The sequence below is a fragment of the Erwinia sp. BNK-24-b genome (assembly GCF_047456155.1).
GTDB classification, from domain to species: Bacteria; Pseudomonadota; Gammaproteobacteria; order Enterobacterales; family Enterobacteriaceae; genus Erwinia; species Erwinia phyllosphaerae.
Genome location: NZ_CP179901.1, coordinates 3,629,095 through 3,643,371, shown reverse-complemented (window position 1 = coordinate 3,643,371; position 14,277 = coordinate 3,629,095). Strand labels below are relative to the sequence as shown.

Annotated in this window: 14 protein-coding genes; all 14 read left to right on the top strand. The window is 54.0% G+C overall.

The window, feature by feature from the left end; genetic code table 11:
* Positions 1–66: 66 nt before the first annotated feature.
* Positions 67–918, top strand: coding sequence for a translation elongation factor Ts (tsf, locus tag ACMGGR_RS16760; RefSeq protein ID WP_246758287.1), 852 nt, complete (start codon positions 67–69; stop codon positions 916–918).
* Positions 919–1,071: 153 nt separating this feature from the next.
* On the top strand, positions 1,072–1,797 hold the full coding sequence (gene pyrH, locus ACMGGR_RS16755) for a UMP kinase (protein ID WP_246758288.1): 726 nt from the start codon (positions 1,072–1,074) through the stop codon (positions 1,795–1,797).
* A gap of 124 nt (positions 1,798–1,921) precedes the next feature.
* Positions 1,922–2,479, top strand: coding sequence for a ribosome recycling factor (gene frr, locus ACMGGR_RS16750; protein WP_246758290.1), 558 nt, complete (start codon positions 1,922–1,924; stop codon positions 2,477–2,479).
* Between the two features lie 124 nt (positions 2,480–2,603).
* Positions 2,604–3,818 carry a 1-deoxy-D-xylulose-5-phosphate reductoisomerase gene (ispC, locus tag ACMGGR_RS16745; RefSeq protein ID WP_414147381.1) on the top strand — a complete coding sequence of 405 codons (1,215 nt, stop codon included), beginning with the start codon at positions 2,604–2,606 and terminating at the stop codon, positions 3,816–3,818.
* A gap of 155 nt (positions 3,819–3,973) precedes the next feature.
* Positions 3,974–4,726 carry a (2E,6E)-farnesyl-diphosphate-specific ditrans,polycis-undecaprenyl-diphosphate synthase gene (gene ispU, locus ACMGGR_RS16740; RefSeq protein WP_246758294.1) on the top strand — a complete coding sequence of 251 codons (753 nt, stop codon included), beginning with the start codon at positions 3,974–3,976 and terminating at the stop codon, positions 4,724–4,726.
* An 18-nt stretch (positions 4,727–4,744) separates the two neighbouring features.
* Positions 4,745–5,602 (top strand): phosphatidate cytidylyltransferase, encoded by an 858-nt coding sequence (gene cdsA / locus ACMGGR_RS16735; RefSeq protein WP_246758295.1) that lies wholly within the window; start codon positions 4,745–4,747, stop codon positions 5,600–5,602.
* A gap of 8 nt (positions 5,603–5,610) precedes the next feature.
* Positions 5,611–6,960 carry a sigma E protease regulator RseP gene (rseP, locus tag ACMGGR_RS16730; RefSeq protein WP_246758296.1) on the top strand — a complete coding sequence of 450 codons (1,350 nt, stop codon included), beginning with the start codon at positions 5,611–5,613 and terminating at the stop codon, positions 6,958–6,960.
* Between the two features lie 50 nt (positions 6,961–7,010).
* Positions 7,011–9,413, top strand: coding sequence for an outer membrane protein assembly factor BamA (gene bamA, locus ACMGGR_RS16725; protein WP_246758297.1), 2,403 nt, complete (start codon positions 7,011–7,013; stop codon positions 9,411–9,413).
* Positions 9,414–9,572: 159 nt separating this feature from the next.
* Positions 9,573–10,070, top strand: coding sequence for a molecular chaperone Skp (gene skp, locus ACMGGR_RS16720; protein ID WP_125289099.1), 498 nt, complete (start codon positions 9,573–9,575; stop codon positions 10,068–10,070).
* 3 nt (positions 10,071–10,073) lie between these two features.
* Positions 10,074–11,096 carry a UDP-3-O-(3-hydroxymyristoyl)glucosamine N-acyltransferase gene (gene lpxD / locus ACMGGR_RS16715; protein ID WP_246758298.1) on the top strand — a complete coding sequence of 341 codons (1,023 nt, stop codon included), beginning with the start codon at positions 10,074–10,076 and terminating at the stop codon, positions 11,094–11,096.
* 174 nt (positions 11,097–11,270) lie between these two features.
* Complete coding sequence (gene fabZ / locus ACMGGR_RS16710) at positions 11,271–11,726, top strand: 3-hydroxyacyl-ACP dehydratase FabZ (protein WP_024965665.1); 456 nt, start codon at positions 11,271–11,273, stop codon at positions 11,724–11,726.
* A gap of 3 nt (positions 11,727–11,729) precedes the next feature.
* A complete protein-coding gene (lpxA, locus tag ACMGGR_RS16705; RefSeq protein ID WP_246758300.1) occupies positions 11,730–12,518 on the top strand; it encodes an acyl-ACP--UDP-N-acetylglucosamine O-acyltransferase in 789 nt (262 codons plus the stop codon).
* A gap of 3 nt (positions 12,519–12,521) precedes the next feature.
* Positions 12,522–13,664: a lipid-A-disaccharide synthase gene (gene lpxB / locus ACMGGR_RS16700; RefSeq protein ID WP_414147380.1), complete on the top strand. Its 1,143-nt coding sequence runs from the start codon at positions 12,522–12,524 to the stop codon at positions 13,662–13,664.
* On the top strand, positions 13,661–14,275 hold the full coding sequence (gene rnhB / locus ACMGGR_RS16695; protein ID WP_246758302.1) for a ribonuclease HII: 615 nt from the start codon (positions 13,661–13,663) through the stop codon (positions 14,273–14,275). The genes lpxB and rnhB overlap by 4 nt, the downstream gene beginning before the upstream one ends.
* The last annotated feature ends 2 nt before the right edge of the window (positions 14,276–14,277 follow it).

Here is a 14,277-nt window from a genome sequence, read left to right as displayed (position 1 = left end):
AACAGGTATCTGTCGTGGCGCCATCCGGCGAACCGGGCAGGTGCTGAGCTAACCGAGGATTAGAGAATGGCTGAAATTACTGCTGCTCTGGTAAAAGAACTGCGCGAGCGCACTGGCGCTGGCATGATGGATTGTAAGAAAGCGCTGACTGAAGCTAGCGGCGACATCGAGCTGGCCATCGAAAACATGCGTAAATCTGGCGCGATCAAAGCGGCGAAAAAAGCAGGCAACGTAGCTGCTGACGGCGTGATCAAAACCAAAATCGACGGCAACTACGGCGTGATCCTGGAAGTTAACTGCCAGACCGACTTCGTTGCTAAAGATGGCGGTTTCCAGGCGTTCGCTGACAAAGTGCTGGACGCGGCTGTTGCCGGCAAAATCACTGATGTCGAAGTGCTGAAAGCACAGTTCGAAGAAGAGCGCGTTGCACTGGTTGCTAAAATCGGTGAGAACATCAACATCCGTCGCGTAGCTTCCCTGGAAGGCGACGTGCTGGGCAGCTACCTGCACGGCGCGCGTATCGGCGTACTGATCTCTGCAACCGGCGCTAACGAAGAGCTGGTTAAGCAGCTGGCTATGCACGTTGCTGCAAGCAAGCCTGAGTTTGTTAAGCCAGAAGACGTTTCTGCTGAAGTAGTAGAAAAAGAGTACCAGGTTCAGCTGGACATCGCTATGCAGTCCGGCAAGCCGAAAGAAATCGCAGAGAAAATGGTTGAAGGCCGCATGAAGAAATTCACCGGCGAAGTTTCTCTGACCGGTCAGCCTTTCGTTATCGACCCGTCTAAAACCGTTGGCCAGCTGCTGAAAGAGCAGGGTGCTGACGTCGTTAACTTCATCCGCTTTGAAGTGGGCGAAGGTATTGAGAAAGCTGAAACAGATTTCGCTGCAGAAGTTGCGGCAATGTCCAAGCAGTCTTAATCGCTTGAAAAGAACCGCCAACCGGCGGTTCTTTTTTATCTGCCTTCTCAGGCAATTTTCAGCCTCATCCCAATAGTATTTTTTCAATGCCCGCGGGATGATAGTGCAGATTTAACTCCTCACATCGACAGACATCTTCCAGGAAAAAAAACCATGGCGACCAATGCAAAACCTGTTTATCAACGTATCCTGCTAAAACTGAGCGGCGAAGCCCTGCAAGGTGCCGAAGGCTTCGGTATCGATGCAAGCGTGCTGGATCGTATGGCTCAGGAAGTGAAGGAACTGGTAGAGCTGGGCATTCAGGTGGGTGTGGTTATCGGTGGTGGTAATCTGTTCCGTGGCGCAGGTCTGGCGCAGGCCGGCATGAATCGCGTTGTGGGTGACCACATGGGCATGCTGGCGACCGTAATGAACGGACTGGCCATGCGTGATGCGCTGCATCGTGCCTACGTCAACGCTCGCCTGATGTCAGCTATTCCATTGAACGGCGTCTGTGATAACTACAGCTGGGCAGAGGCCATCAGCCTGCTGCGTAACAACCGCGTGGTGATTTTCTCTGCGGGAACCGGCAACCCATTCTTTACTACCGACTCAGCAGCCTGCCTGCGTGGTATTGAGATTGAAGCTGACGTCGTACTGAAAGCAACCAAAGTAGACGGCGTCTACTCTGAAGATCCGGTCAAAAATCCGGACGCTACCCTGTACGATCAGCTGAGCTACACCGAAGTGCTGGAACGTGAACTGAAAGTGATGGATCTGGCCGCCTTTACGCTGGCTCGTGACCATAAACTGCCGATTCGCGTGTTCAACATGAACAAGCCGGGCGCGCTGCGCCGTGTAGTGATGGGCGAAAAAGAAGGCACCCTGATTACGCAATAATATCTGTTAGCGCGTAAAATAAGGTATATTCTGCCTTCATAGTGCTGAACGCACCCATATTATGACTTAAAACGGGCTCTGGTCGCAGAGCCTGGCAGGTTAACCAGAATCCAAGGGTTACAACGTGATTAACGAAATCAGAAAAGATGCCGAAACGCGCATGGACAAATGCCTGGAAGCGTTTAAAAACCACATCAGCAAAATCCGTACCGGCCGCGCTTCGCCAAGTATTCTTGATGGCATTATGGTTGATTACTACGGTTCTTCCACGCCGCTGCGCCAGCTGGCAAGCGTCACGGTTGAAGATTCCCGTACACTGAAAATCAACGTATTTGACCGTTCAATCAGCGCAGCGGTAGAAAAAGCCATTATGGCTTCTGACCTGGGCCTGAACCCAAGCTCGGCGGGCAGCGATATCCGCGTTCCGCTGCCAGCGCTGACGGAAGAGCGTCGTAAAGACCTGATTAAAATCGTTCGTGGCGAAGCGGAGCAGGGGCGCGTTTCCGTGCGCAACGTACGCCGTGATGCTAACGACAAAGTGAAAGCTCTGTTGAAAGACAAAGAGATCAGCGAAGACGAAGAGCGTCGTTCTCAGGATGATATTCAAAAAATGACCGACGTGTTCATCAAGAAAGTTGATGCCGCGCTGGCAGAAAAAGAAGCGGAACTGATGGACTTCTGAGTCGATCGGTATCGTGACTTAACGCCGTACAGATTGCCGCTTTTATCGGGCAGTCTTACGGCGTTTTGCATTTATTCCTTTGCCTGGCGAGTCGCTCTCGCGGGCTACTACACAGAGCATCCTCATGAAGCAACTGACCATTCTTGGTTCCACCGGTTCTATCGGCACCAGCACGCTGGCCGTGATTAAAGCGAATCCCGAACTGTTTGCCGTTAAGGCGTTAGTTGCCGGTCACAACGTTGAGCTGATGGCTGAACAGTGCCATATTTTCCGGCCCGCTTACGCAGCCATGGCCGACGAGGCTTCTGCCGCTGCGTTGCGCCTGAAGCTGGCGGATTTAAATGTTGCGACGGAAGTCATGAGCGGTGAAAAAGCAGCCTGTGAACTGGCTGCCCTGGACGATGTGGATCAGGTGATGGCAGCAATTGTTGGCGCGGCGGGACTGTTGCCAACGCTGGCGGCCATTCGCGCCGGTAAACAGGTGCTGCTGGCCAATAAAGAGTCGCTGGTCACATGCGGCCAGCTATTTATGGAGGCCGTCAGCCAGTATAAGGCGCAGCTTCTCCCGGTCGACAGCGAACATAATGCCATTTTTCAGAGTTTGCCCGCTTCCCTCCAGCGCCAGTTAGGATACGCTTCTCTGCGGGATAATGGCATTGAAAGCATTATCCTTACGGGATCGGGTGGCCCTTTTCGCGAAACGCCGTTAGCCGAGCTGGCAACAATGACGCCAGACCAGGCCTGCGCGCATCCGAACTGGACGATGGGACGAAAAATTTCCGTCGATTCGGCCACCATGATGAATAAAGGTCTGGAATATATCGAAGCCCGCTGGTTGTTTAACGCTACCGACGCGCAAATGGAAGTGATCCTGCATCCGCAGTCTGTTATCCACTCAATGGTTCGTTACCGTGACGGCAGCGTACTGGCGCAGCTGGGTTCGCCAGATATGCGTACGCCGATTGCTCATGTTATGGCATGGCCGCAGCGCGTGCAGTCCGGTGCAAAGCCGCTGGATTTTACCCGCATGGGCGCAATGACCTTCGCTGAGCCAGACTATGTGCGCTATCCCTGTTTAAAGCTCGCTATCGACGCCTGCAAAACGGGCCAGGCGGCTACTACAGCACTGAACGCCGCGAATGAAATTGCCGTGGCGGCTTTCCTGGCTAAGCAGATCCGCTTTACGGATATTGCCAGCGTAAATATGAGCGTGCTGGAAATGCTTTCCTGTCGTGAGCCAGCAAGCGTAGAGGCCGTGTTGGATATCGATCGCCAGGCGCGAGAAGCGGCACAAACATGCCTGTCGCGTTTTTCTGGTACGGGTAGCGTCCATTTGTGAGGTGAGGGCGGAGATGGTACAATCTTCGGCCGCCTGTATAGCGTAGTAGCCACAAACTGGTTGCCATTGCCGTGAAGGATACGGCTGTTTACGTCGAGCAGGTAAGGTATTTCAGAAACCATTGTATTTCTGATTAAAGGAAATAATTACGCGTTATGTCGTCCGAAAATCAAATAAAAACCGATGACCAGCAGGGTGAACATCCCCGTCATGTGGCCATCATTATGGATGGCAATGGCCGCTGGGCCAAAAACCAGGGCAAAATGCGCATTACGGGGCATAAGGCGGGTGTAAAATCGGTCCGTCGTGCCGTCAGCTTTGCCGTCAGCAATAAGCTGGACGCGCTTACCCTGTATGCTTTCAGCAGCGAAAACTGGAATCGTCCGCCACAAGAAGTGATGGCGTTGATGGAACTGTTTGTCTGGGCGCTGGACAGTGAGGTAAAAAGCCTCCATAAGCATAATGTTCGCCTGCGGATCATTGGCGATACCGGCCGCTTTAACGCCCGTTTACAGGAACGTATTCGCCGTGCCGAGGAACTTACTCAGCAAAATAATGGACTCACCCTGAACATTGCCGCGAATTATGGCGGACGTTGGGATATTATTCATGGTGTCAGGAAAATCGCAGAGCAGGTGCAGGAAGGTCTGATTCGTCCAGACCAGATCGAGGAAGAAAATCTCGGTCAGTACCTTTGTCTCAATGACCTGGCGCCGGTGGATCTGGTAATAAGGACAGGGGGAGAGCATCGAATCAGTAACTTTTTGCTGTGGCAGGTTGCCTATGCGGAGTTCTTTTTTACCGATGTTCTCTGGCCTGATTTTGATGAACAAGTTTTTGAAGGTGCACTGAATGCGTTTGCACAACGAGAGCGCCGCTTTGGCGGTGCAGCACCCGGCGGCGCCTGAGCGCACTGGAGGTAATCTTTGCTGAAGTCACGCCTGATTACCGCATTAATACTCATTCCGATCGTGATTGCAGCGCTGTTTCTGCTGCCGCCTCCCGGATTTGCTATTGTCACGCTGGCCGTCTGCATGTTGGCGGCCTGGGAATGGGGACAGTTCGCTGGCCTGGCCTCGCGCTCGCAGCGCGTCTGGCTGGCCGTCCTGTGCGGGCTGCTGCTTGCTGTGATGATGTTTACCCTTCCTGCCTATCATCATTCCGTTCATTTGACGCAGATTGCCGGTTCGCTATGGGCGGCCCTGGTCTGGTGGATTGCGGCGCTGTTGCTGGTGCTAACCTATCCTGGTTCTGCGGCGCTATGGCGTCGCTCTCGCGTGTTGCGCCTGCTGTTTGGCGTATTAACTATCGTGCCGTTTTTCTGGGGTATGGTGGCGCTGCGCCAGTACCATTATGAAACTGACCACTTTAGTGGTGCCTGGTGGCTGCTGTACGTCATGCTTCTGGTATGGGGTGCAGATTCGGGCGCGTATATGTTTGGCCGCCTGTTCGGCAAGCACAAACTGGCGCCGAAAGTATCGCCAGGAAAAACCTGGGAAGGTTTTTTTGGCGGTCTCGTCACTTCAGCCGTTATCGCCTGGCTGTTCGGCCTGTGGGCACCGTTGAGCATTTCGCCCGGTGTTCTGCTAACCTGCTCTCTCGTCGCGGCGCTGGCATCCGTGTTAGGCGATTTGACCGAAAGTATGTTCAAGCGCGAAGCAGGCATCAAAGACAGCGGCCAGCTTATTCCTGGCCACGGTGGGATATTGGATCGTATCGATAGCCTGACGGCGGCGGTGCCGGTGTTTGCCTGCCTGCTGCTGCTGGTGTTCGGCACGCTATAAGGGACTTTATGTTGAGTATACTCTGGAGCCTTGGCGCTTTTATCGTTGCGCTGGGTATTCTGATAACCGTGCACGAATTTGGGCATTTCTGGGTGGCTCGCCGCTGCGGCGTCAAGGTAGAGCGGTTCTCCGTTGGCTTTGGCAAAGCGCTGTGGCGACGCCGCGATCGCCAGGGTACCGAGTATGTCATCGCGCTGATCCCGCTGGGCGGCTACGTTAAGATGCTGGATGAACGCGTCGAAAGCGTCCCGCCTGAACTCCGCCATCTCTCCTTCAATAATAAAACCGTGCTGCAACGCGCGGCGATTATCAGCGCCGGGCCGCTGGCCAATTTCCTGTTCGCTATCGTGGCTTACTGGCTCGTTTTTATTATCGGCGTACCGGGTGTTCGCCCGGTAGTTGGCGAAATAGTAAGCGGTTCGCAGGCTGCAGAAGCGCAAATTACGCCAGGAATGGAACTTAAGGCCGTTGACGGCATCGAAACGCCTGACTGGGAAGCTGTGCGTATGGCGCTGGTAACTAAAATTGGCGACCAGCAGACTACGCTCAGCGTGGCGCCGTTTGGCACTGCTCAGGTTCGTGACGTCCGGCTCGATTTGCGCAACTGGCATTTTGAGCCTGACAGGCAGGATCCGGTCGCTTCGCTGGGCATTCGGCCACGCGGGCCGCAGGTAGAAACCGTGCTGGCTGAAATCCAGACCAACTCGGCGGCGGCCAAAGCAGGTTTGCAAGCAGGTGACAGGATCGTTAAAGTCGATGGTCAGCCGCTGGACCAGTGGCAGCAGTTTGTCACATTGGTTCGCGATAATCCTGGTCAACCGCTGGCGGTTGAGGTCGAGCGTCAGGGCAGCCCTGTAAGCTTGACGTTGACGCCGGACGCAAGACCGGGAAATAAAGCAGAAGGCTTTGCGGGCGTAATCCCGCGTATTATTCCTCTGCCGGATGAATACAAAACGGTACGCCAGTATGGACCGTTTGCGGCCGTTGGTGAGGCCAGCGCGAAAACCTGGCAGCTAATGAAGCTGACGGTAACGATGCTGGGCAAGCTGATTGTCGGCGAAGTGAAGTTGAACAATCTCAGCGGGCCGATTTCAATCGCCCAGGGTGCTGGGATGTCGGCGGAATATGGCTTGATTTATTATCTGATGTTCCTCGCTTTAATCAGCGTGAACCTTGGAATTATCAATCTGTTCCCCTTGCCGGTACTAGATGGTGGACATTTGCTGTTTCTGGCGATCGAAAAGATCAAAGGTGGGCCGGTGTCTGAGCGAGTTCAGGACTTCAGTTATCGCATTGGCTCTGTTTTGCTGGTGCTGTTAATGGGGCTTGCACTATTCAATGATTTCTCGCGTCTTTAACGGCCTGACCGTTTGATGCGAGAACCAGTTAGGAAGAATGCATAACAACGATGGCGATGAAAAAGTTGCTCATAGCGTCGCTGCTGTTTAGCAGCGCCACCGTATACGCGGCAGACGGCTTCGTGGTGAAGGATATCCATTTCGAAGGCCTGCAGCGAGTCGCCGTCGGGGCGGCATTGCTCAGTATGCCTGTCCGCGTGGGAGATACCGTCTCCGATGATGATATCAGTAATACCATTCGCGCTCTTTTCGCGACCGGGAACTTTGAGGATGTTCAGGTTCTGCGAGACGGCAATACGCTAATCGTGCAGGTGAAAGAGCGCCCGACCATTGCCAGCATCACCTTCTCCGGCAACAAGGCGGTGAAGGACGACATGCTCAAGCAGAACCTTGAGGCTTCTGGCGTGCGCGTGGGCGAAGCACTGGATCGCACCACCATCTCGACTATCGAGAAAGGGCTGGAAGATTTCTACTACAGCGTGGGTAAATACAGCGCCAGCGTGAAAGCGGTTGTTACGCCACTGCCGCGTAACCGTGTCGATCTTAAACTGGTCTTTACCGAAGGCGTTTCCGCTAAAATCCAGCAGATTAACGTTGTCGGCAACAAAGCGTTCAGTTCCGACGAACTGATCTCTCGCTTCCAGCTGCGTGATGAAGTGCCGTGGTGGAACCTGGTTGGCGATCGCAAATATCAGAAGCAAAAGCTGGCTGGCGACTTAGAGACGCTGCGCAGCTTCTATCTGGATCGCGGCTATGCGCGCTTTAATATTGATTCGACGCAGGTCAGCCTGACGCCGGACAAAAAAGGCATCTACATCACCATTAACATTACCGAAGGCGATAAGTACAAGCTTTCAAGCGTAGTGGTGAACGGCAGCATGGCGGGCCATTCGGCGGAAGTTGAGTCTCTGACTAAAATCCAGCCGGGCGAACTCTATAACGGTGCCAAAGTCACCAAAATGGAAGACGACATCAAGAAGATGTTTGGTCGCTATGGCTATGCCTATCCGCGCGTGGTAACGCAGCCGGAAATCAACGATGCGGATAAAACCGTTAAGCTGCACGTCAACGTTGATGCGGGCAACCGTTACTACGTACGTAAAGTCCGTTTTGAAGGCAACGATACCTCAAAAGATTCCGTGCTGCGCCGCGAAATGCGCCAGATGGAAGGCGCATGGCTGGGCAGCGATCTGGTTGAGCAGGGTAAAGAGCGTCTGAACCGTACCGGTTATTTCGAAACGGTTGATACCGATACGCAGCGCGTACCGGGCTCGCCTGACCAGGTTGATGTGGTTTATAAAGTTAAGGAACGTAATACCGGTACCTTTAACTTTGGCGTAGGTTACGGCACCGAAAGCGGCGTTAGCTTCCAGGTTGGTGTGACCCAGGATAACTGGCTGGGCACGGGTAACACCGTTGGCATCAGCGGCACCAAAAACGACTACCAGACCTATGCTGAGTTCTCGCTGACCGATCCGTACTTTACGGTCGACGGCGTCAGCCTGGGCGGCCGCATCTTCTACAACGATTTTAAAGCAGATGATGCAGATCTTTCCGACTATACCAACAGAAGTTACGGTACAGACGGTACGCTGGGCTTCCCGGTTAACGAAAACAACACGCTGCGCGTGGGTCTGGGTTACGTGCATAACGACCTGTCCCACATTCAGCCGCAGATCGCGATGTTCCGCTATCTGCAATCTGTAGGACAGAACCCGAGTTTCGATAAGAACGCCAGCTATTCAGCTGACGACTTCACGTTTAACTACGGCTGGACGTACAACACGCTGGACCGCGGCTTCTTCCCAACTTCCGGTAACCGCACCAACCTGAATGGTAAAGTAACGATTCCTGGTTCGGATAACGCCTTCTACAAAGCGACGCTGGATACGCAGCAGTACGTACCGCTCAACCAGGATCGTACCTGGGTGCTGTTGGGTCGCGGTAAGGTTGGTTACGGTGATGGCCTGAATGGCAAAGAGCTGCCGTTCTACGAGAACTTCTACGCCGGTGGTTCCAGCACCGTACGTGGTTTCCGCTCCAATACCATTGGTCCAAAAGCGGCTTACTACAATAACGGTTCAAGCACCTGCTCAACCGGTACGCTGTGTGACTCAAGCGATGCGGTGGGCGGTAACGCGATGGCTACAGCCAGCGCCGAGCTGATTACGCCAACGCCGTTCCTGAGCGAAAAATATGCAAATTCCGTACGTACCTCGCTGTTTGTCGATGCCGGTACCGTATGGGATACCGCATGGGAAAATACGGCGGAAACGCGCGCGGCAGGTATTCCGGACTATAGCGATCCGGGCAACATTCGTATGTCGGCTGGTCTGGCACTACAATGGATGTCGCCGCTGGGGCCGCTGGTGTTCTCTTACGCCCAGCCGTTCAAGAAGTACGATGGAGACAAAGCCGAGCAGTTCCAGTTTAATATCGGTAAAACCTGGTAAACTGCCGCGGCTGGCAAACTTTGAGAAAAGAGAAGTCTGACTTTTCTCAACGCTCGCGGTGTTGCACCGCGAGTATCGCGCCGTTCACGGGCAGCTCCGGCTGCCTTAACGCGCAACACATGTGTCTTTGACACAAACGTTGATGGTAAGGAGTTTATAGTGAAAAAGTTGTTGTGTGCCGCAGGCCTCTCTCTCGCTCTGGCGGTTTCCGCCGGTGCTCAGGCCGCTGACAAAATTGCAGTGGTAAACGTTTCCAGCATTTTCCAACAGTTACCGGCGCGTGCGACAGTTGCGAAACAGCTTGAAAATGAGTTCAAAGGCCGGGCAACTGAGCTGCAGGGCATGGAGCGCGATCTGCAAACCAAAATGCAGCGTCTACAGCGCGATGGTTCTACCATGAAAGCAAGCGAGCGCAGCCGTCTGGAAAAAGACGTGATGGCGCAGCGTGAAACCTTCTCCAGCAAAGCGCAGGCTTTCGAGCAGGATAACCGTCGTCGCCAGGCAGAAGAGCGTAACAAAATCCTGAGCCGTATTCAGGATGCAGTGAAGAAAGTTGCGGCTGACGAAGGTTACGACGTCGTTGTTGACGCTAACGCTGTAGCGTACGCCAGCTCATCTAAAGACATCACTGCTGATGTACTGAAACAGGTTAAATAATCAATGTCTTCAATTCGACTGGCTGATTTAGCCCAGCAGTTGGATGCAGATTTGCACGGAGATGGCGATATCGTCATCTCCGGCATTGCTTCTATGCACTCCGCCCAGGCCGGCCAAATCACGTTTCTCTCTAACAGTCGTTACCGCGATCAGCTTGCTGCCTGTAAGGCATCAGCCGTAGTGTTACTGGCTGCTGATCTTGACTACTTCCAGGGCTCTGCACTGGTCGTAAAAGATCCTTATCTGACCTATGCGCGTATGGCGCAAATTCTTGATACCACGCCGCAGCCTGCTGCCAATATCGCGCCGAGCGCGGTTATTGATGCCGCTGCGACGCTGGGCAACAACGTGGCAATCGGCGCTAACGCCGTTATCGAATCCGGCGTCACGCTGGGCGATAACGTGGTCATTGGCGCTGGCTGCTTTGTTGGAAAAAATAGCCGCATCGGTGCGGGAACTCGCCTGTGGGCCAACGTTTCTGTTTATCACGAAGTGCAAATCGGTGAAAATTGCCTGATCCAGTCCGGCACCGTCATCGGCGCGGACGGATTCGGTTACGCTAACGATCGCGGCAACTGGGTGAAAATCCCCCAGCTTGGCACGGTGATTATTGGCGATCGTGTTGAAATCGGTGCCTGTACTACCATCGATCGCGGCGCGTTGGATAACACTCAGATCGGGAATGGTGTTATCATTGACAACCAGTGCCAGATTGCACACAACGTGGTGATTGGCGACAATACCGCGGTGGCGGGCGGCGTGATCATGGCGGGCAGCCTGAAAATCGGCCGCTACTGCATGATTGGCGGTGCCAGCGTCATTAATGGCCATATGGAAATTTGTGACAAAGTGACGGTAACGGGAATGGGAATGGTCATGAGACCAATTACCGAACCTGGGGTATACTCCTCCGGAATTCCGCTGCAGCCCAACAAAAACTGGCGCAAGACCGCCGCGCTGGTAATGAATATCGATGAAATGAGCAAGCGCTTAAAAGCCATCGAGCGCAAAGTCCACAAGGACTAGGCGCCTTACCAGCGGTCGACCAGCCTTCACTATTTCGCCCTGAAGCGGAATATAAAAAGAATGCTAAGCATGGAAGGCTGGGGCACGGAAACTGATTTGCGGCCTGCGAACGACACTTTCGTTGCAGGCCGTGTTATTGATGCCATCAGAATTTTTTAGGACAGGAAGAGTATTTTGACTACTGAAACTCATACTCTGAAAATTGAAGAGATTATTGAACTGCTGCCGCACCGCTATCCGTTTCTGCTGGTCGATCGCGTACTTGAATTTGAAGAGCACAAGTTTTTACGCGCGGTCAAGAACGTATCGGTCAACGAACCGTTTTTCCAGGGCCATTTCCCTGGTAAACCGATTTTTCCAGGCGTGCTGATTTTAGAAGCCATGGCGCAGGCGACCGGTATTCTGGCGTTTAAAAGCGTAGGTAAGCTGGAACCAGGCGAACTTTACTACTTTGCTGGTATTGATGAAGCCCGCTTCAAGCGTCCGGTTGTCCCAGGCGATCAGATGATTATGGAAGTCACCTTCGAGAAAACCCGCCGGGGTTTGACCCGCTTTAAAGGCGTGGCGACCGTTGACGGTAAAATTGTCTGCGAAGCAACCATGATGTGTGCCCGCAGCCGGGAGGCGTAATTCGTGATTGATGAAACTGCTGTGATCCATCCCAGCTCTGTAATTGAAGAGGGTGCCGTTATTGGCGCTCGCGTTCATATTGGCCCGTTCTGCTTTATCGGCGCGAACGTTGAAATTGGCGAAGGCACCGTGCTGAAGTCGCACGTGGTCATCAACGGCCATACCAAAATTGGTAAAGACAATACGATTTACCAGTTCGCGACCATTGGTGAAGTTAACCAGGATTTGAAATATGCGGGTGAACCTACTCGCGTAGAAGTTGGCGATCGCAACAGCATTCGTGAAAGCGTAACGATTCATCGTGGCACTTCACAGGCCGACGGCCTGACCAAAATCGGCAGCGATAACCTGCTGATGGTTAACGTGCATGTCGCACACGACTGCATTATCGGCGATCGCTGCATTCTGGCCAACAATGCTACGCTTGGCGGTCACGTTACCGTGGATGACTTCGCTATTATTGGCGGGATGACGGCAGTTCATCAATTCTGCATCATTGGCGCACACGTCATGGTTGGCGGCTGTTCCGGCGTTGCACAGGACGTTCCTCCTTTTGTTATTGCGCAGGGAAATCACGCCACGCCATTTGGTATCAACCTGGTTGGCCTGCAGCGTCGCGGCTTCAGCAAAGAAGCGCTACACGCGATCCGTAACGCTTACAAAGTGTTGTACCGCAGCGGTAAAACGCTGGATGAAGCGAAGCCGGAAATCGCCGACATCGCTCGCGAGCATCCTGAAGTGCAGCCTTTCTTTGATTTCTTTGCCCGCTCTACGCGGGGCCTGATTCGTTAACGCATGCCAAAACCTTTAACGATAGCCCTGGTCGCCGGAGAAACCTCCGGCGATATTCTTGGTGCCGGCCTGATCCGCGCGCTGAAAGAAAAGCATCCCGATACGCGTTTCGTTGGCGTTGCGGGGCCGCTGATGCAGGCTGAAGGCTGCGAAGCCTGGTATGAAATGGAAGAGCTGGCGGTAATGGGCGTGGTGGAAGTGCTGGAAAGGCTGCCGCGTCTGTTAAAAATCCGCCGCGATTTAACGCAAAGGTTTAGCGAGCTCAAACCCGATGTTTTCGTCGGCATTGATGCGCCAGATTTCAATATCACGCTGGAAGGTCGGCTGAAAGCGCGTGGTATCCGTACTATTCATTACGTCAGCCCTTCCGTCTGGGCGTGGCGTCAAAAGCGCGTTTTCAAAATTGGCCGTGCTACCGATCTGGTGCTGGCGTTTTTACCTTTTGAAAAAGCTTTCTACGATCGCTATAACGTTCCCTGCCGCTTTATTGGTCATACAATGGCCGATGCGATGCCGATTGAGCCGGACAAAAGCGCCGCTCGCCGGGAGCTGGGTATTGCGGATAACGTCCCTTGTCTGGCTCTGCTGCCAGGCAGCCGCAATGCAGAAGTAGAAATGCTGAGCGCGGACTTTCTGAAAACGGCGATTTTGCTCCGCAAAAAATGGCCCGATCTCGAAATCGTGGTGCCGCTGGTCAATCCACGCCGCCGCGAGCAGTTTGAAAAAATTAAGGCTGAAGTCGCCCCCGATTTACCCGTGCATTTACTGGATGGCAAAGGACGTCAGGCGATGGTTGCCAGCGACGCGGCGCTGCTGGCTTCCGGTACGGCTGCGCTGGAATGTATGCTGGCAAAATGTCCAATGGTCGTAGGCTACCGGATGAAGCCGTTTACCTTCTGGCTGGCGAAGCGGCTGGTAAAAACTGACTACGTTTCTCTGCCCAACCTGCTGGCCGGACGCGAGCTGGTGAAAGAGCTACTGCAGGACGAATGCCAGCCAGAGCAGCTGGCTGCCGCGCTGGAGCCGCTGCTGGCAAAAGGCGACACCCGTGACCAGCTATTGGCAACCTTTGCCGAGCTGCACCACCAGATCCGCTGGAATGCGGACGAACAGGCTGCCACGGCCGTACTGGAGCTATGTAAATGAGTTTTATCTATCCTCAGGCCGCGTTGATTGCCGGCGTGGATGAAGTAGGGCGCGGCCCGCTGGTGGGGGCGGTCGTTACCGCTGCGGTGATCCTCGATCCCGCAAAGCCAATTATTGGCCTGGCCGACTCAAAAAAGCTGTCGGAAAAACGCCGTCTGGCGCTGTTTGACGAGATCAAAGAGAAAGCGTTGAGCTGGAGTCTGGGCCGCGCAGAGCCGGAAGAGATCGACCAGCTCAATATTCTGCATGCCACCATGCTGGCCATGCAGCGAGCGGTGGCGGGCCTGGCCATTACGCCAGATTTTGTGCTGATTGACGGCAACCGCTGTCCGGCACTGCCAATGCCTTCTCAGGCAGTGGTAAAAGGCGATAGCCTGGTCGCGGAAATCAGCGCCGCGTCGATCATTGCCAAGGTAACGCGCGATCGCGAGATGGCGGAGCTGGATCTGCTGTTCCCGGAATATGGTTTTGCCCAACACAAGGGCTATCCTACAGCGCTGCATATGGCAAAGCTGGCGCTCCATGGTGCCACGCCGCATCATCGCCGCAGCTTCGCGCCGGTGCGCAATGCGCTGCTGGATGCAGAAGTTCTTGCCCGCGTTCACAGTTAGTT